This window comes from Mesorhizobium sp. M1329 (assembly GCF_040318035.1).
GTDB lineage: Bacteria > Pseudomonadota > Alphaproteobacteria > Rhizobiales > Rhizobiaceae > Mesorhizobium.
The window spans coordinates 1-17,682 of sequence record NZ_JAMYLN010000050.1 but is presented as its reverse complement, the minus strand read 5'-3'; the positions used below and the strand labels follow the sequence as shown (position 1 = coordinate 17,682).

The 17,682-nt window shown below is 59.0% G+C and carries 12 protein-coding genes and 2 pseudogenes; 8 read left to right on the top strand and 6 right to left on the bottom strand.

Going from position 1 to position 17,682, the window contains the following annotated elements; translation table 11 throughout:
• Positions 1 to 36 precede the first annotated feature (36 nt).
• The 4 genes and pseudogenes from NKH21_RS30660 (at position 37) to NKH21_RS30645 (ending at position 3,620) form a co-directional block, all read left to right on the top strand.
• A pseudogene (locus NKH21_RS30660) lies at positions 37 to 815 on the top strand (phytanoyl-CoA dioxygenase family protein).
• 365 nt (positions 816 to 1,180) lie between these two features.
• Positions 1,181 to 3,154: a class I tRNA ligase family protein gene (locus NKH21_RS30655; protein WP_352869583.1), complete on the top strand. Its 1,974-nt coding sequence runs from the start codon at positions 1,181 to 1,183 to the stop codon at positions 3,152 to 3,154.
• The gene (locus NKH21_RS30650; protein ID WP_352869581.1) at positions 3,151 to 3,276 is read left to right on the top strand and encodes a hypothetical protein; all 126 of its coding nucleotides are present in this window, start codon (positions 3,151 to 3,153) and stop codon (positions 3,274 to 3,276) included. The genes NKH21_RS30655 and NKH21_RS30650 overlap by 4 nt, the downstream gene beginning before the upstream one ends.
• Before the next feature lie 191 nt (positions 3,277 to 3,467).
• Positions 3,468 to 3,620: a hypothetical protein gene (locus tag NKH21_RS30645; protein ID WP_352869579.1), complete on the top strand. Its 153-nt coding sequence runs from the start codon at positions 3,468 to 3,470 to the stop codon at positions 3,618 to 3,620.
• 669 nt (positions 3,621 to 4,289) lie between these two features.
• Here the strand turns inward: NKH21_RS30645 and NKH21_RS30640 are convergent.
• Positions 4,290 to 5,711 (bottom strand): M16 family metallopeptidase, encoded by a 1,422-nt coding sequence (locus NKH21_RS30640; RefSeq protein ID WP_352869577.1) that lies wholly within the window; start codon positions 5,709 to 5,711, stop codon positions 4,290 to 4,292.
• A gap of 1,543 nt (positions 5,712 to 7,254) precedes the next feature.
• Here NKH21_RS30640 and NKH21_RS30635 point away from each other — a divergent pair.
• Positions 7,255 to 7,467, top strand: coding sequence for a cold-shock protein (locus NKH21_RS30635; protein ID WP_023679670.1), 213 nt, complete (start codon positions 7,255 to 7,257; stop codon positions 7,465 to 7,467).
• A gap of 226 nt (positions 7,468 to 7,693) precedes the next feature.
• Here the strand turns inward: NKH21_RS30635 and NKH21_RS30630 are convergent, their stop codons facing one another.
• Positions 7,694 to 8,158 (bottom strand): Ros/MucR family transcriptional regulator, encoded by a 465-nt coding sequence (locus tag NKH21_RS30630; protein WP_352869575.1) that lies wholly within the window; start codon positions 8,156 to 8,158, stop codon positions 7,694 to 7,696.
• A gap of 1,042 nt (positions 8,159 to 9,200) precedes the next feature.
• Between NKH21_RS30630 and NKH21_RS30625 the strand changes: the two genes are divergently transcribed.
• Positions 9,201 to 11,822, top strand: a complete 2,622-nt coding sequence (locus NKH21_RS30625) for an AMP-binding protein (RefSeq protein WP_352869573.1) — start codon at positions 9,201 to 9,203, stop codon at positions 11,820 to 11,822.
• A 43-nt stretch (positions 11,823 to 11,865) separates the two neighbouring features.
• The gene (locus tag NKH21_RS30620; protein ID WP_352869571.1) at positions 11,866 to 12,708 is read left to right on the top strand and encodes an aspartyl/asparaginyl beta-hydroxylase domain-containing protein; all 843 of its coding nucleotides are present in this window, start codon (positions 11,866 to 11,868) and stop codon (positions 12,706 to 12,708) included.
• On the opposite strand, the gene NKH21_RS30615 is transcribed toward NKH21_RS30620, so the two are convergent.
• The 4 genes from NKH21_RS30615 to NKH21_RS30600 all read right to left on the bottom strand — a co-directional run bounded on the left by NKH21_RS30615 (position 12,702) and on the right by NKH21_RS30600 (position 17,226).
• Complete coding sequence (locus NKH21_RS30615; protein ID WP_352869569.1) at positions 12,702 to 13,805, bottom strand: serine hydrolase domain-containing protein; 1,104 nt, start codon at positions 13,803 to 13,805, stop codon at positions 12,702 to 12,704. The two genes, NKH21_RS30620 and NKH21_RS30615, sit on opposite strands and share 7 nt — an antisense overlap.
• The gene (locus tag NKH21_RS30610) at positions 13,784 to 14,269 is read right to left on the bottom strand and encodes a serine hydrolase domain-containing protein (RefSeq protein ID WP_352869567.1); all 486 of its coding nucleotides are present in this window, start codon (positions 14,267 to 14,269) and stop codon (positions 13,784 to 13,786) included. The genes NKH21_RS30615 and NKH21_RS30610 overlap by 22 nt, the downstream gene beginning before the upstream one ends.
• Before the next feature lie 371 nt (positions 14,270 to 14,640).
• Entirely contained in the window at positions 14,641 to 15,129 is a 489-nt protein-coding gene (locus NKH21_RS30605) for an ATP-binding cassette domain-containing protein (RefSeq protein WP_352869565.1), read from the bottom strand.
• Between the two features lie 843 nt (positions 15,130 to 15,972).
• The gene (locus NKH21_RS30600) at positions 15,973 to 17,226 is read right to left on the bottom strand and encodes an NAD(P)/FAD-dependent oxidoreductase (RefSeq protein ID WP_352869563.1); all 1,254 of its coding nucleotides are present in this window, start codon (positions 17,224 to 17,226) and stop codon (positions 15,973 to 15,975) included.
• 147 nt (positions 17,227 to 17,373) lie between these two features.
• Between NKH21_RS30600 and NKH21_RS30595 the strand changes: the two are divergent.
• Positions 17,374 to 17,682, top strand: a pseudogene (locus tag NKH21_RS30595) (membrane dipeptidase); the annotation flags it as partial.

Here is a 17,682-nt window from a genome sequence, read left to right as displayed (position 1 = left end):
CCGACCAACCAGTCTTTCCAACAGGAGGCTTTTCGCATGTTGACTGATGCACAAAGAGAAAAGTGGCAGGAAGACGGATACGTCAGGCTCGAAAGGTTCTTCGCTCCAGCGGCTCAGGAAGATATCTCTACTTTTGTCGAAGATATGTCGCGCTGGGATGTCAGCGATGATAAATGGCTCATGTGGTTCGAGAAGACGACGGACAATCGAAAGATCATCTCCAAGATCGAGAATTTTCTCGACTTCCATGATCCATTGCGTCGTTTGCTCTTAGAAGATCAGCGCATAAAGTCAGAGGTCGAGGATTTGCTTGGCGAAGATTCACGCAGGCTCAAGGAGTTGCTGATTTTCCACTACCCCGACAGCGGCGGCTATCTCCCGCATCAGGACATTTATCACATTCCACACAAACTCCCCGACCGGATGGTCCATGCGGTGGTTGCCATAGGCATCGACGACTCCGACCCGGAAAACGGCGGGCTTTTCTTCAGCCCCGGCAAACACAAGAAGGGGTATTTCCCATGGATGCCGGTGGGGTGATCGATCCTCAAGTCGCCGAAATGTTCTCCTGGGAACCCGTAGTATGGAAGGCTGGCGACATCTTCATCTTCGACGATTACGCACCGCACTACTCACGACCGAACAAAAGCAATCGTTCGCGGCGGACACTCTACTTGGTGTTCCAGCGTGCTTCAACCGGTGGACCGACCCGCGCTGAATATAACGTGCTTAAGCGCGCCCTTAACCCGCCCGAGGGCAGAGTGGCCGATCTCGACAAACTCAAGCCCCCAAATGGCATTTTCTATCGCGATTGAGCTCACGCAGCCAGGCGGAGGCATGCACACGAAACTGATCGACCGCTCAAAAATGCGCGGAGAGTATGGCGTTCTGATTTGCGGGCTCGCGCAGCATCGACCGCAGCCCGTTACGACGCTTCGGCACGTGGATTGTGGAGGTGGTCGCAGGGCGGTCTTCTATGACGCCTACAGCCCGACTGGCGCCCCCCTCGTCGCCCGCCTGGCGGCCCAGAGCTGCATTATCCTGGCCGGGGCCGCCAACGGGTCGGGCTACCGTTTCTCTCCACAAATTGCACGGGAGGCTGTTGCGTTGGCAGCCGAAGATCGCACTGCTTCAACAGCTTAGGTTCGTCATGCGCAAATACAGGTTTTCTCGAACGGAGTTGTCGCGGGCGTTCGGTATCGACATGGCCACCCTTGGAACGGGAAGCGCTCGCGCGGGGTTTTCATTCGGAAAGGTTGGACCCGGCGTCACATCCGAGCCCCATCGGCACGACGAAATCGAGGCCTTCGTGGTCCTCTCTGGCGCGGGCAAGGTCGCGACCGACCGTGGAGAAATCTCGGTCGAGGCGGGCGATGTCGTTCTGTTCCACCCTTTTGAAGCGCATGTGCTGCACAACGATGGGGACGAAGACCTAAATTTCGTCGATGTCTGCTGGCGAGACGACGATGCCGCTCATCATGTCGCTGCAACGGTCACGGCTCCCCGCGGGCCGACCTTCGTCTTCTCCACGCCGCCGACGCCAAATGGCGATCTGCATCTGGGGCATCTTTCTGGCCCCTATTTTGGCGCCGACGTCTACACGCGTTTCCTGCGCATGAAAGGGGTCGAAGCCTATCATCTGACTGGAAGCGATGATTACCAAAGCTACGTCGCCGCGCGCGCTGATGCCGATCAATCGACGTCTGCAAAGGTGGCGCGCTATTACGCCGACGAGATTCGCGCCACGCTTGCACTTTTCGATTGTGCGGTCCACAGCTTACAACCCACAATGGGCGATGACGGTTACGGCGAGTTTCAAGCCGCGTGTTTCCGCAGACTTCTGAGCAGCACGGCGGTAGATCTGCGCCAGAGCCGTGCGCTTTTCGATGCTGTGACAGGCCGTTATCTTTACGAGCCGGATGTTAGCGGCCTCTGCCCCGATTGCGGCGGCTCCGCCGGTGGCAACATCTGCGAGGAATGCGGCGCCCCAAACCTTTGCCACGACTTGGGTGCAGCCCGGTCACGGCAGTCTGCCGAGGCGCCGCTGGTCGGCTCCGTCCGCCGCCCGGAACTTGCCTTGGACCGATGCTACGACAATATCGACCGGCATCTAAGGGCGTCGGGCGTCCCGCTACGGATCTTGGATCTCTTCGCGCGCCTACGCGGACGCGGCAACTTTTCAGTGCCCATTACCCACCCCTCGGACTGGGGCCTGCCGGCCGAAGGGTTCCCGGGGCAAGTGATCTGGGTCTGGCCGGAAATGGCCTTCGGTTTTCTTTACAACATCCAGGCGCTCGGCCGCTTGCTGGGTCGCGACTGGAAGGCGGAGATGCCCGGCAACGACTGGCAGATTGTCCATTTCTTCGGCTTCGACAATTCGTTCTACCACGCGCTACTCTACCCCGCTCTTTACGCCGAGGTCTTCTCCCACTGGACGCCACGCATCCACTATCACGTCAACGAGTTCTACCTGCTCGACGGCAAGAAGTTCTCAACCAGCTGCCGCCATGCGGTCTGGGGCAAGGAGGTTCTGAGCCCAAAGACAGTCGACGTCGTGCGCCTCCATTTGGGCCTGACACGGCCGGAAGGTGAGCGGACGGATTTCACGCTGGACGCGCTGCGCCGCACCGAGAACGAGGTGTTCCAAGGGATTTGGCTGAACTGGCTTGATGCGTTGAACCAGGAAATCAAGCAGGATTTTGCCGGCCGTGTACCCGATGCAGGCGACTGGAGCCCGGTCGACCGCGCCTTCTTTGCTCGGATAGAGATCTATCGCGCGGCGATGGAGCGCGCCTATTCGGACGAAGGCTTCTCGGTCCGGCGCGCGGCCGCTCAGGTCTGCGATTTCGTGCGCGATTGCGTGATCTACCGTCGGGCGCGAGACTATGCGGCGGCGCGACGTTTCTATCCCGCCCGCAATCGGACTTCGCTAGCCCTTCAAACGACGGCCGCTGCGATCCTGGCACCGACACTCGCTCCGCTGATGCCCCGATTCGCCAGAACGCTGGCGCGAGGCATCGATGGCGTCTCAACCGAAACATGGCCCCGGTCCGTCCAGCGCCTTGCGCCCGGGACGCGCTTTGATCTCGGACCCGTGTTGGTGTTCTACGCCAAATCCGGCAATCCTCATCTCGATGAGGAGGAAGCACTATGAGGCCCAAAGGTGCACCAGTGAGCTATCCCAATCTCGGCCAGATCTGCGCGGCAATCAAAGCCAATGATGCCAAATATCTTTACGCGCTGTCACTGGCGACCGAAGCCGCTATCAGACGGTAGAGACCAGATTGGCGGACCTGAACCAACGCATCGTCGACACCCTGGCCCGCGCCTTCGAGGACCGCTCGGCCGATCGCTTCCCAGCCCTTGCTGTTTCGTGCCGCAAAATGCCGTGTGGGCTCCGACTGCGCTGACCAACCTCTTCGGCATCGCGGGATTTCCGTCCTCCCCTCCAGCCGGTCAAGACTGTCATGCGGTTCGAGGCGCTTGGTCAACCTGGCGCGCCCTGGATCGTGCGCCGATCACCGGAAATGTCGAATGCGAATGCCTGCCTGATGGTATCTTCGATTCTGTCCGAGCCTGCACTGGCGCGGCAGTCGGCCGAAGAACAACTGAGCTACTGACAATCGGAAGGTAGCAGGTTCAAAATTCTGCCCCAGAAACCGGATATTGCGCACAACCAGCGTTCACGATCGCGATGGTGCACAAGCTTCCAACCAGACCCGCGCAACGACAGCCCGTCGCCTGAAGATAGTCGGCGAGGGCCGCTCAGGTGACGGATCATCGGCAGGCACAGGGGCAATACCGGATTCCTCCTCAACGCAGCAGGTATATATAGCAGGTGCGGTGTGTCTCCGCGACGTCCGGGTTCCTTATAGGGCCTCGGCCAGACAGCTGGTAGACCACGGTACCCGACTGGAAAGGGAGTATACCTGAATACGCTAGAAGATGCCTCGCGGTTCTACTAGTCGAACGATTGAACAACGGACATCGGCTTCGCCAGCCGCGCGGAGTGGATGCTGGTGGCCTGCACCTACAATCTGCGGACCACGAATCGGCGACTCTATCGACTCGAAGAGAGGCTGGCCTGAGGAGGAGCGCACCCCAATAATGACGCCTGAATCGGCAAATGCCTGGCAAGGCCCGCGAAAACCGCTCCGCGGGCCTTTAAACAGATCCCGTTTACCGGGCGAGCGCCCGCACGATGAGAAAGAGGATGGAGAGGAACAGGGTGGCGAAGGCGCGCCGAGGGAAGACCGGCCGGCGCATTTGCATCGGGATGGAGCTCATGATCAATTCCCCGCCTGTTGCTGCGGCAAAAGATAGCCTGTGGTCGAATGGTCGAGCACCAGATAACGCGCGGCGACCGCCTTGACCTCGTCGGTGGTGACCTTGCGGACGCGGTCCGGCCTCTCGAGCACGTCCTTCACATTGCCACCGGTGGTGAGCGTCTTGCCATAAATATTGGCGATGTGGTCCAGCTCGTCGTGCGCAAAAATCACCGAGCGGACATAGCGGTCTTTGGCCTTGTCCAGCTCGTCGCTGGTGACGCCATCCTTGGCGATCCGGGCGACTTCGGCAACGGCCGCCGCTTCGAGATCGACGAGCTTTGCATCGCCGCGCGGCGAGCCGGAGATGGTGAAATTGGTGTCGTCTAGCATGGTGCCCTGGAAGAAGGCGCCGGCCGCCGAGGCTATGCCTTGCTTGACGACAAGCTCCTGATAGAGCCGGCTGCGGTTGCCGCCGCCGAGGATCTCGGCCAGAAGGTCGAGCGCCTCGGCCTCGCCGGGCTCTGCCGTATGATAGGACGGCACCACCCATTGAGTGGAAAAGCTCGGCACCGAAACGCGCGCATCGGTCAGCGTCACTGTGCGCCTGGTGTCCTGCTCCGGCTCGACCGGGCGGTTGCGCGGCGGCAGGTCCGGCCCGCGCACAACCTTGCCATAGGTCTTCTCGGCCAGCACCTTCACCGCCGCAGCCTCTACGTCGCCGGCCACCACCAGCACGGCGTTGTTCGGTCGGTAGTACTTGTTGTAGATGGTGAATGCGTCGGTGCCGTTCAGCTTCTCCATCTCCTCCATCCAGCCGATGACCGGAATGCGGTAGGGCTGGTTCTGCCGCAACGTCGCGTTGACCTCCTCGTCCAGCAGAGCCTGCGGGTTCGTCTCTCTGCGCCAACGGCGCTCCTCCAGGATCATGTCGCGCTCGGTCTTGATGTCATCGTCGTTGAGGATGAGGTTGAACATGCGGTCGGCCTCGAAGCCCATCATCTCACCCAACGCCGAGGGCGCCACCGTCTCGACGAAGGTGGTGTAGTCATAGGCGGTGAAGGCGTTATTGTAGCCGCCGATGGCTGAGACGGCTCGGTCGAACTCGCCGGCGGCGTGGTTGGTCGTCGCCTTGAACATCAGACGCTCGAGGAAATGGGCAAGGCCGGATTTGCCGGGTGGCTCGTCGGCGCTGCCGATCTTGTACCAGACCATATGAGTGACGATCGGCGCGCGGTGATCGGGGATCACGACCACTTCCATACCGTTGTCGAGCAGGAAATCCGTCACCTTGCCGCCGTTGGTGGCGGCCAGAGCCGGAGCGGTCGTCACCAGGGCCAGTGCGGTGGCAATGAACGCCTTGCGCAGCCAGGTGGACGATCGATGGCTCCGGTTGTATTGGCTGGTCGAAAGGCCAGGTTCGAGGCAAAGTGATTTGTTCCTCATTTTGATGAAGGCGCTGCGTCCCAGTCTCCCCCCGTGGGAGGATCGGCGGGCAGCGCCGAGCCAGATCAATAAGCTCTTCATGGTGCCACGCCGTACTCGAGCCTCATCTTTGGATGGACCCAGGAGACCTGCGGCCGTATTTCTTGGTGAGGTGATCATGGGAGGGATTCTCCTTGGTCCGCGACGCTTGCGGATGACCAAGCATGCACCGTGCCAGATCAGAAAACCGTTCGAGCCATGTGGACAAATCGGGCTCTGCCATGTTGCGCATCCGACATTGTCGGACATCGGACAGGGCCGAACGGGACGCGCGCGCGGCTGAGGATATCTTCTTCGTTCGGAAGACGATGGGCGCTGCCGGGAGGGGCATAGGATGCGCTTCGAAGGCCGCTGCACTGACGGTGAGAATGGAGATGTTGGTCGCCAGAAGCGCGCCACCGCATCCTTCTTTCCCGCCCGAGTCCTACGATCTTCGTTTTCCAGCGCCTCGCGGATATCGCCCAACTCGCCGATCTTTGATCAGATCCGTCTCCGCGCGCGAGCAGGCTCCGCGCTCGAGTTGGCTACGCTGCTCACGCCTCTGCCGTTCAGCATCGACCCGGTCTGGCTGTCGAGGACAGGGTTCCGCTGGGGCGTAATGCGCCTGCCGCGAGGCCGTTGAGCCTGATGAGTTGCTACGGGAAAGGCAAGTGTTTGGGCGGGACCTTGGTCAAAACGAAAGAGACAACCGTCGAGCTTGCCTTGGATGGGGTCATGCAGGCACGTTTGTCGCTGGAGGACAGCTGCACGGAGGCAGTCCGCGCTTGCCGTCGTCGCCGGCTACCAAGCAGGACAATTTGGCGGTCGCGATTGAATTCATCTGCGTAAATACAGCCTGGCTGTGCTCGGTTGCCGGCGAACAGATTATGCCTTCTTCGCGGCTGCAAACGCATCCCTGGCCGCGTGGCCCCTAAGTCAAGGGCATCGGGTCCTGATCCTGCTCAATCTGGCGCGCGCCAACCGCCTCGCTGGATTGTGGAACCGCTCGCGGGTAGCTTCTACCACAAACAGCAAGGTTATGAAATCAAGTAGGAAGTCGTCGAACGCTTGGGCGATTGTTTCTGACTTGCCCTTGAAGTGGTCCAGCAAAACCGCGCGTTATCGATCGCTTCCACGCTGGTGGCATCGATTAACCCCTCGAACCTCTTGAAACAATCGAATTCAAAGCTCGTTCAAGCGCTTGGCAAGCCATTATGCACGAAGGTAGCTCCGTGAACTAACCGCCCTTTGACCTGGCGGCACGAGCAGCGGTCGGCCGTACGTCCGTGCCTCCAAGCACCAGCAATAGACGTGGCGCTGAGGAGCGCTGGAAAGATGGGGCGCTTCCGGCCATGCTCGAGCGGTAGTGTAGGACAGTGCTTGCTGGCGACCACGGCCACAATGGAGTGCGCCGGCTGATCGGGGCTTAACAATTTTTCGCTTTTTGCTGCGCCCAAGTCTCGGCTATGAGTCGGGCAGGCCTAATGGCCTGCCCACGTTGCAATTGTTAAAGAGGAACACGTATATGCCGACTGGAACGGTAAAGTGGTTCAACAGCACCAAGGGGTTTGGATTTATCCAGCCCGACAATGGCGGTCCGGATGTTTTCGTCCACATTTCCGCTGTCGAACGCGCGGGCCTCTCGACCCTCGCTGACGGCCAGAAGATCAACTATGAGATCGAGCAGGACCGACGCACTGGCAAATCCTCCGCTGGCAGCCTCAGCAAAGCTGGTTGAAATTTTCTCCTGTGTCTTAGCAAGAGTGGCGCGTTGATCAGGAGGTCCTCAAGGCCGCTCGATAGGAGCGAGCAAAAACTGAGGCAGCAGATTGCTGCAAGGCGTCGCGAATTCCTCATGAAACAAAGTTGTTTGAAAGGAAGGCGGGGTTGGCCCCGCCTTTTCATATGACGCGCAGATTAAGCCGATGGCTGCAACGCTCCAGAACGAATCTCGATTGCCGAAATCAAGCTGCGACCTTCTTGCGGGTTCGCTTCGTCGGCGCCGGCGCTTCCGGCGCTTTCGGTTTGCGGCCGAGCCCCATCGTCTTGGCCAACGCCGAGCGCGCCGCGGCGTAGTTCGGCGCGACCATGGGATAATCCGCCGCCAGGCCCCATTTAGCCCGATAGCCATCCGGCGTCAGCCCATAGTGGGTCGACAGATGGCGCTTTAGCGATTTGAATTTCTTCCCGTCCTCAAGGGAGATGATGTAGTCCGGTGTCACCGACTTCCTGATCGGGACTGCAGGCGTAAGGGCAACCGGCTCTTCTGCAGAGACACCTCCGGCCGTCCCTTTCAGAGCCGCGTGCACTTGGCCGATGAGGGCAGGGAGATCCCCCACCGGGATCGGATTGTTGGAGACATAGGCTGAGACGACATCGGCGGTGAGCTCGATGAGGGTGTGGATATTTTTTTCGGCTTCTTCTGTCATGAAACTCTCCAGGCGGCGTGAAACACAGTCGGCGAAGCGTCGCTTCATAGTGGCGGTCGCCGCTGAAAGCAACAAAGGTCTCGATAGGATTATTGGGATGCTCGTCCAGCAGCGAGATCTATAGCGCGGCATCCTGCCGTCGTGACCGTTGATCCGTCCGTTATTGGCGACCTGCCGCGGTGCTTGCGCAATTTCAGGGCGTCTCGGCCATAAGCTTTGCGCCGAATTATCAGTGATCCCGAAGCGAAGCGGGAGGTTTCTGTTTCGTCATCCTGTCTTTCGAATGTGGATCGAGGGCCGTGGTCACTTCCTGGTGGCGCGTGAAGGAAGATGCATCACATGCTCATTCGCAATGGCCGAACGGTGTAGGTTCATGATCCACTGCGCCGCTCTTTCAGCAGCATGTCACGAGATCCAGCATTTCTAAATATAGTCGATCACGCGGGCGATCTCGGCATCGCCAAACCGAGGCTCTATGCCAACTGATTTGTAGAGCTCCGCAGCGGGGGAGGGAGCGGCGGGTCACTGCGGCCAGCAGATCCCGAAGGCGCGTCAACGTCGTGTCGATCGATCCGCCGAACGCGTTCTTAAGCCTTGAGAATACAAACCACCTTCGAATGGCGACTTGGGCTTCTGCGTCGCTCATGCACGGCAATCGTTGAGCAGATGGACGGCACCTCGACTCTCTGCCATCGATCGCATCTGCAGGGGTACATCGTCGCGGAATGCTGACCGACAGGGTCGGAAAACGTGGGGAGTCCGACAACTGTTGTCGGGTTTATCGAGATCGCGACACGATAGCGCTAGACCCGATGTCCTGCTGTGCACTTAAACCATTCAATGCTTTGCGCATAATTGGTTCTGACGCTCTTTCGGTGCAGTTGGCACGATTGTTGAAGCTCCCAAGTCGCGACGCTCGACGAAGAGAGATCAGTCACGCTCCTGCGGCCTGCCGACTGGGCCTCTTCACCACGATCGTCTCACCTAAACCGCAGGGGGTTGACGGAAAACTGCAATGGAGATGCCTACGATGCAGACTCTAATGCCCACACTGTCCGGTCCGCGCCGGCCGTTACGTTTTGGCGACGCCAACGTACCCGATGTTATTGCCAAAACTTTGGATAAATTTGCGTCCAACACGGCTGTGCGTACGAACGAGAGTGGCGACGTGAGCTATCGGGAGTTGGGGATGTCCGCGTCCCGTCTTATGGGGCGTTTCGAGGCCATCGGCATCCGCCCTGGTGATGCGGTTATTGTCAAACTCCCCAGATCGGTTGATTTGGTCACAGCTGTTCTCGCTACCCAAATGCTGGGCGTTGCCTTCGTGCCTGTTGATCCCTCGGATTGCGACCAGCGGTTGGGCCATATAGTCCGCAACACGAACGCCAAAGCGATCATTAGTCCGGATCCAAATGGCTCAATGCGCGTTGAGCGTTTTCCGACACCCGGTGGCATCAACTCAGCGTTCTCAGACATAGCATACATCATGCACACCTCCGGGAGCACGGGGATCCCGAAAGGGGTACCCGTCTCCCAGACAGCTCTCCTGAATTTGGTCGACTGGTATATCGACATGATCGATTTCACGGAGGGGACCTGCATTTCGCAGCTTACGCGACCAGCATTCGATGTCTCAATCCCCGAGTTCTTCGTACCTTTTGCGACCGGTGGGACAATTGTCTTGCCCACTAAGCAACTGCAAGCGCAGATCATTCAAACGATTGAGTTCCTCGTTCAAAGCGGCACGAACGTCCTTCAGATGGTTCCAACACTGCTTCGACGTTTCCTTGGAACTCTTGAACGCCTTCCGTATGTGGCGGAGCGGTTCACGGATCTCGAATATGTGGTCTGCAATGGTGAACCCTTGCCAGACTCGGTTAGGCGGCGATTCTACTCGATTTTTCCCAACGCCACGCTGGTAAACAGCTACGGCCCAACCGAGTGCTGTGTTGCCGTTAGCTACCACTATTGCCCCCGTGGCGATGTAGACCTCCCGATGTTCATCGGCAAACCAGCATGCAACGTTGATTTCTATGTTCTTGACCAAAGCAACTCCGACGTTGGTTTTGGAGTTGAGGGTGAGCTCTGGGTGGGAGGCGCGCAAACGTCCCAACGCTACGTGGCGGACGAAGCACAGTCGAAACTTCGCTTCGTGCCATTCTTGACGGCCAACGGTGAACAAGTGCTGTACCGCACTGGGGACTATGTCGTGGCATCGGAAGAAAATGGATTGCGGTTTCTCGGAAGAAACGATGATCAGATCAAGTATCGAGGAACCCGACTGGAGAAAGGGGAGATTACCAGCGCCATCGATAAGACGGGCCTGTGCACAGATTCAGCGGTGGTCGTAGTGGATAAAGACGACGACAGGGGCCAAGATCTGGTCTGCATGGTGACGCCCGCGGACGCCGACGTGGTGAAAGTTCATCAGCAACTGTCGTATGTCCTGCCGAATGATCGTGTTCCGAGGCTCGTTGTGCCTCTTGTCGGGCTTCCCTTCACTGCCAATGGAAAGCTCGACCAGCGCGCCCTTGAGAGAATTGCCAAGGCGGCGCTCGGGGGGGGCATGAACCCTGCCACACCTAAGACCGAAGGTTCGGCGGGGTCACCGTTGGATCATTTGTTGGAAGCGATCCACGCCACCAAGGGCAGATGGGTATTCCCCAGCTTGACGGCTCGGGAGTGCGGCATAGATTCACTGAACTTCCTCGATATCCAGCTCAAGTTGGCCGAAGCCGGCCTAATGTTTGGCGAGGACGTCCATCAAGAGCAAGACTTGTCGCTTGGGGAGTGGGCAAGACGAATTCAATCGGTAGATCGCAGTGATTCTCTTGCAAGCACCACGGACAAGAGCAAACGGGGTGCCGAATTTATGGACGAGCTGGCACAAGTTATCGAATACATTGAAAATCAGGCACCCAGCACGGTTGTACTGCACTCATCTCTTGTCGCTTTAAGGAATGTGACTGCCAAGGAGGCAACGACAATTCTTCTTAAAGGGATAGAGCGCCTTTCCGCGTCGTCTACCGTTATTCTGCCAGCGTTCACTTTGAGCTACTGCGCTACGCAGCGTTTTCATTGGACGGAGACCAGGTCCGAAGCAGGAGTTTTGGCAGATCTTGTAATGCGAGAGCTCCCTGCTGGGCGCACCAAACATCCCGCTTATTCGATGGTTGTGACTGGCCCGAGAACGCAGGAATTATGCGAAGCCGATTGGTGGAAATGCAGTCCGTTCGGAGACGACTCGATTTTTGGATTGATCAGCCAACTCGGAGGCTTTGTCATGGGCCTGGGTACACCGGTTGCTACCCATGTGCACCGCTGCGAATTGTTGGCGCAGGTGCCGTACATGAAGACGACCGATATCGAGGGTATCGTTGATTTCGGGACGGGGCAGCTCAACGCCTCATCAGCGATCTATGTTCGCGATGTCGTGGGAAGGCCCGAGTATGGGTTTCTTGCGCGTGATGTCGCTCGCGACGATTATGAATTGAAGGGCGTCATGCGTGACTTCGCGCTGGGTGGAACCTACGCAAGGCTCGTCAGCGTGAAAGATATGGAGTCCATATTGGTCCGCGCTATGCGCAATGAGCCATATGGCTTCCTTAGGGAAGAAGGCAGGAGCGAAGCAAAACGCGCATATCCCATAGAGGAAGTCGCATAGAGAGCTGTCTAACTTGTGTAGTGAGCTAATTCGGAGGCTAAAAATGACAACGCGGATATTGGGTGTGGTCCAGCTTGACCAAAGGCGACTGGCAGACGATTTAGCCGTCTTGGCAAAGACCAAGTTCTCGAGCGAATATTCGGATTTCGCGTGCGGGCGGTGGGAATTTTGCATGCTCCGCAATCGATCGGGGCAGCAGGAGGAGCAGAGAGTGGTCGTCCACGAGACCCGAGCAGCGGCAACACCTCTGGGCCAATCCTTGCCCTATCTCCATGAATTGCTAGAAAATCACTTTGATAGGGACTCTATACGTTACGCGCGGATCATCCGTATATCAGAAAACGCATGTATAATTCCTCACCGTGATTACTTGGAATTAGACGGGAAGTTTATCAGAGTGCATTTAGTTCTAGACACGAATGAGAGGTGTGCCAATACAGAAGAGAACAATATATTTCACATGGGACGAGGGGAGATCTGGTTTCTTGATGCAAGCCTGCCGCACAGCGCGGGATGTTTCTCACCAACGCCACGTTCACATCTTGTGGTCGACATCGAGGGGACTCGTTCCCTGGATGAAGTTGCGCGCAATGTCGAACAGCCATCGACAAGAAATGCGAAGGTGGATACCCGCAAGGAGTGGACTAATGAAGCGCTCGAATCTGTTCTGGGATTTTCGGAGATTATCAGCGAGGCCAATTATCGAGAGATCGTAGCGATTCTGGCGAAGCTTCACTTCTTCCACAAGGTCCACTGCGGGGAAATGTATGGCTGGCTGAAGGAAATCTGCCGACGTCGCGGCGACCCGGCGCTCATAGAAAAGGCCAACTCCCTCGAGCGATTTTATCTCATTGATCGCGCTGCTGGCGAGGTCATGACCTATTGACCGGTGTGATTGAGTTCTCCACCATGGGCCAATATTCGCTTTTCCCACGACCTGCAGAGATGCACTTCTATTCGTCGATGTTGCGCACCTCTCAAGAGCAATGGGCTCTTTGACCCTGAACGGTTGCGATGTGATGCCGGGCTCGCGGTAGGGGGCGCCGAGGCGTGCCCAGGGTTCACTTGCGTAGTGCGGCCCGGCGGGCGATGCGCATCCAACGGATCTCCCCATGGGTATCGCGCAAGAAGTTTCCGACCTGCTCCGCGCGCTTGCCTGGCTGGATAAGCATTGTGTCCCGACCAGTCGGCTGGACCTCCAGACCGCGCGAAATGGGGGGCGGATTCATACCGTCGAGCGTCGAGCCACTCCTCGTCCGTTAGATCGAGCACGAGCCGCTCTCCCTCGCGGCGCAGCACGCGGCGTTCTAGGCGGGCCTCGTAGGTACCCAGCCAGGAGTCCGCATCGAAGGTCCCCTGAGCTTGAGGCTCGGGCGAGGCGAGGCCGAAGTAGGTCCGCATCGCCCACTTCAAGAGCCGCCGGGCTGTGATGCGCCCGTTGCTCCCGTTGGTCAGCACGGCTAAGGCAAAGCGCCGTGACGGGATCATCGCGAAAAAGCAGGGTTGGCCGTTGGCGCCGCCGCTGTGGCTGACGACACGTTCTCCGGTCGTGTCGTCGAGCCACCAGCCCAACCCTATCGCGGGGGTGTCGCTCGAAGGGCCGGCTGGCTCAAAGGCGGCCAACCGCATGGCGTCGCTGAGCACCGCCGCCCCCTCCAACTGGAACTGCGCGTAGCGCATAAGGTGGTCGGCGCTGGCGATCAGGCCGCCGATCGGATTGCCGCAGCGGGGCATCGCCCACGGCCGTGCGATCACTGTCCGCCCCTCGAACTCGGCATGTCCCGCGGCGAAGTTGCGATGGATCAGATCATGCGCGAAGAAGCAGGTGCCGTCGATACCGAGAGGTGTGAGCAGGGCTTCTTGCAGCACGTCTTCGAAGGGACGACCGTGCAGCACCTCCAGGATCCTCCCAAGAACGTAAAAGGCAGCATTGTTGTAAGACCACAACCGACCCAGCGGCGTCACCTGAACCAGTTTGCCCATTCGTGCGACGATGGTGCCAGCGCGTCATCGCCCCAGCCGGGGTCCTCGTAGAAGTCTCCCTCCCAACCGCAGCTGTGGGTCAAGCAATCGCGGATGGTCACAGCAGCTGAGACATCTGCGTCTGCAACAGTGAACTGCGGCAGGTGGGCGCGGACCGGGTCGTTCAAGCTGAGCCGCCCCTGCTCTACGAGCTGCAAGATGGCGGTGGCGGTGAACGTCTTGGTGATTGACGCGATCTGGAACAACGTGTCGCCGCCGACTGGCTGCGGATGCAGCACGTTCGTTACACCCAGGCCAGCGGTCGCAACGCAGCCGTCATGGTAGACGCCGAGTGCGATTCCCGAAACTCCATCGTGTTGCATTTCCACCCGTGCCTGGTCAAGCAGTGCCGGGTCGACGCGATGAGACGGCAACAGAGGGGCTTTCACATCTATCGATCCATCATTGGTCGTCGGGATCGGCACACTAACTCTCCTTGATATACTCTGTGCGAGGCATGTTGGATTTCCTGGCGCATTGTCCGTCGTCGTTGTTCCGCCAAACGATAGCCGTCGCTCAACAGTCGGCGGCAGGCGGCGGCGTCTCCTTAGGGGCAAGCGACGTGGGCGGCGGAAGGGATGTCGTCGAACTCCTTCGCAGTGATCTGAGGGAGCAGGATGCGACACGTCTCACCCAACCTTGAGGTCATTGGTAGATCCCTTCAGAGAGATTGAGCTGAGAGGGTGCAAGGCGATGTCCGCACATGCGGTCTCATGGCTCAATAGAACGTCGTTCACACCAGTCGTTCCGTCACTTCGACGCACGTCAGCCTCGTGCAGCCCGCCGGCTCCCCCGATTACCTTGTGCCGTCAAGCCAGTCTCGTTCCGCCGTCGGTGCGGATGCAAGCAGCCGGACAGTGTATGGGTCCTGCGGATGGTTGAGCACGTCGTCAGTGGTACCGGTCTCAACGACCCGGCCACGGTGCATCACATAAATCCGTTCGGTCACCTGCCGGACGATCGAAAGGTCGTGGGTGATGAATAGATAAGCGATCTCCCGCTCGGCCCGCAGCCGGTTGAGCAGGTTGAGAATCTGCGCCTGTACGGAGACGTCGAGCGCCGAGACAGGCTCGTCGCAGACCAGGACGCGGGGACGCGCTGCCAGCGCGCGAGCGATTGCCACCCGCTGCCGCATGCCGCCGGACAACGCAGCCGGGCGCCGCTGCGCGTATGAGGTGGGCAGCCCGACGGCTTCGAGCAGACCTTCGACCTCACGGTCGACTCGTCTTGCGTCTGGCTTGTGGGTGGTAATTGCCTCGGCGAGTGTCCAGCCGATGCTCCGCATCCGCTCCCATCAGGCAAACGTATTCGTACCGAACGTCTTCCAGTGCATGAACACTCCGGGACCGCGCCAGTTACTCAATCGCAATGGCGCTCTTAGCCCCTCTTCGTAAAACAGGCCGGAAACTCCAGCTCCTAGCGGGTCAAAGATTTGGATCACATTGACGGGGCTGAAACCTCTGACCTTCGCCGACGGCGCGTCAGGAAGCACACCAATAGAGAACAAATCCAACTACGGACGAGAGCTGATCGGGGCATCTCAGTCGCAGCAGCCCGCTCTCTCAGCCTGAGTGTGCCTTTCGTCGAGGCCGATCTTTTTGGAAATCCAGCGGTCGCGCAAAGAGTGCTACCTCTGTGTCGCGTCGAGAGTGCGATGCTGGGGCGAGCTCGCCTATGAAGTGGCGGTCCGCACGATACGGTCACGCATTGATGATCGCTGATGGAGCTGGGTGCCGATCTCGGAGCGACGCGCCACGCGCTACGGGGACCGAGGCGCGCGCGGCGTGCTGCGGATCGAGAAGGACACGCCGTCGGCCCCAAGTTGAACTGACATGCAACCGCGGGCATGGTCGACTCAGCAGACAACATCACAGAAGAAGGATCCCCATCGGCGCCGTGATATCGCGAGGCGAGGGCCCTTCGGGCGACGGGTGCTGGGGCTGCACCGCAGGCCCTTGAGCCCCCACGCTCTTCGGGCTCGCTCTTCCCGGCTCGGTCCCTGGGTTGTAGGGCGGGGGTTGCCACTGTGGACCGGACCGGAACATTGGCTGATCGACGCGGGAGGTCGCCGAGCACACTTTCGCCCCCGAGCTCTTGCGGGCCGCACGGGCCGAAAAAGTCCAGCGTGCTATAGACGCTTCCTCTTTAGGGAGAAGCGGGCCACAGAAAAAGGCTCCATATTAAGGCATGGTTGTCGTCCGAACAGGAGGTCCCCGACGATTTTGCCAGTTGTCGGGCCCTGCGTCAGGCCAAGATGACCGTGACCGAACGCATAAATGACGTGCGGGCTCGGACCAGAGCGGCCAATGACTGGCAGGCTATCTGGCGTGGCAGGCCGGTGACCGCTCCACTCCACGCCTCCCGCTTCCTTGATGGCCGGAAGATAGAGCTTGGCAAGCGTCACGAGGGCTTCCGAGCGCTTGAAGTTCGGTGCAGCTTTCAACCCGCCGAACTCGGCCGCCCCGCCGATCCGCAAGCCGATCGAAAGGGGCGTCGCCACAAATTTTCGTTCTGCGAATATCACTTCGCGTTCAAGGGCGACGCCCGGCGAGGCGATCGTGGTGTTGTATCCTCGCTCGCTCTCGAGAAGCACGCGGTCCCCCAGCTGCCTGGCAAGTTGTGCCGACCACGCGCCCGCTGCGATGACGATCTTTTCTGCCCAAAGTGTCTTGCCGCCGTTCAGTGTGATCGCCGCCCCATCCCTTTTAGGAGTCAAACGGTCAACCTGGCCTCTGAAGATTTCCGCGCCGTTTGCGGCAAGCCAATTGCGCAAAACATCCACAACCTTCTTCGGATCCGAAACATGGGACCATTGAGGCATGAACACCCCATTTTTCACTATCGGACCAAGCGCCGGTTCCATATCCCTGACCTGCGATGCCAACAACTCTTGGGCCTCAACGCCGAGCGCACGCTTTGCATCCCACTCCGGCTGGTCGCGTCTCAGACCGCTCTCGCTCTCGTAGACCGTCAGCGCCCCCTTACGAAACAGATCGTTCGCAAGGCCAACCCTGTTGAAGAGCGGCACGAGATCGTCATAGACGCGGCTGTTGATCTCCGCGAGCACGCCAGAAATCCGTCGCACTTCGGATGCTGAGCCCACTTTTGCGAACCGCCAAAGCCACGGGAATAAGTGAGGCGTATGTCTGACCCGGGCCGCTAGTGGGCCAAGCGGATCCAGAGCCCAGAAGGGCACTTTCTTCCACAATCCCGGGACAGACAGGGGTATCAATTCGGTTACGGCGATGCCGCCGGCGTTGCCGAATGACGCTTTGTCGCCCTCAGGGTTTCGGTCGATGATTGTGACAGCCGCTCCGCTCAGTAGCGCCTCGTAGGCAACGCTTAGTCCAACAATGCCGGCGCCGACGATAATGACACTCATCCCAGCCATCTAATTTCTCTCTTCTGGATAACAGATATGCATATTGGCAACTGTATCCAATCTACAACGCCTTGACAATTCTGGATCCAAGTGGCATGGAGTCATATGCCTCGTTGGCCGGCTAGCGAACTTTCTGGGAGGAATGGCTTGGACGCCGAAAGAATTCACCGCGATGCGGTCGTAATCGATGCTGTGGCCCCGCTTCTTGAGCAGAAGAAATATGTGGAGTCCTACAAAGCTGGCGGCGTTACTTGCGCGGCCCCGACTGTCAACGTAGGCGAAGGTTCTCCTGCCGCGGCGTTAAAGGAAATCGGCAGCTGGCTGCACTCTATACGCTCCAGAAAAGACCTAAGGCTGGTGCAGAAAGCATCTGACATCGAAGCTGCGAAACGCGGTGGCCAGATGGCGATTTTGTTCCATTTTCAGGGCACAGGGCCGTTCGAGACAGAGCTTAAT

Excerpts from the sequence above, each read along its gene's own strand:
- NKH21_RS30650 (WP_352869581.1), top strand. The coding sequence starts at position 3,151 with ATGAGGCCCAAAGGTGCACCAGTGAGCTATCCCAATCTCGGCCAGATC.
- NKH21_RS30645 (WP_352869579.1), top strand. The coding sequence starts at position 3,468 with ATGCGGTTCGAGGCGCTTGGTCAACCTGGCGCGCCCTGGATCGTGCGC.
- NKH21_RS30640 (WP_352869577.1), bottom strand. The coding sequence starts at position 5,711 with ATGAGGAACAAATCACTTTGCCTCGAACCTGGCCTTTCGACCAGCCAA.
- NKH21_RS30635 (WP_023679670.1), top strand. The coding sequence starts at position 7,255 with ATGCCGACTGGAACGGTAAAGTGGTTCAACAGCACCAAGGGGTTTGGA.
- NKH21_RS30630 (WP_352869575.1), bottom strand. The coding sequence starts at position 8,158 with ATGACAGAAGAAGCCGAAAAAAATATCCACACCCTCATCGAGCTCACC.
- NKH21_RS30625 (WP_352869573.1), top strand. The coding sequence starts at position 9,201 with ATGCCCACACTGTCCGGTCCGCGCCGGCCGTTACGTTTTGGCGACGCC.
- NKH21_RS30620 (WP_352869571.1), top strand. The coding sequence starts at position 11,866 with ATGACAACGCGGATATTGGGTGTGGTCCAGCTTGACCAAAGGCGACTG.
- NKH21_RS30615 (WP_352869569.1), bottom strand. The coding sequence starts at position 13,805 with ATGGGCAAACTGGTTCAGGTGACGCCGCTGGGTCGGTTGTGGTCTTAC.
- NKH21_RS30605 (WP_352869565.1), bottom strand. The coding sequence starts at position 15,129 with ATGCGGAGCATCGGCTGGACACTCGCCGAGGCAATTACCACCCACAAG.
- NKH21_RS30600 (WP_352869563.1), bottom strand. The coding sequence starts at position 17,226 with ATGAGTGTCATTATCGTCGGCGCCGGCATTGTTGGACTAAGCGTTGCC.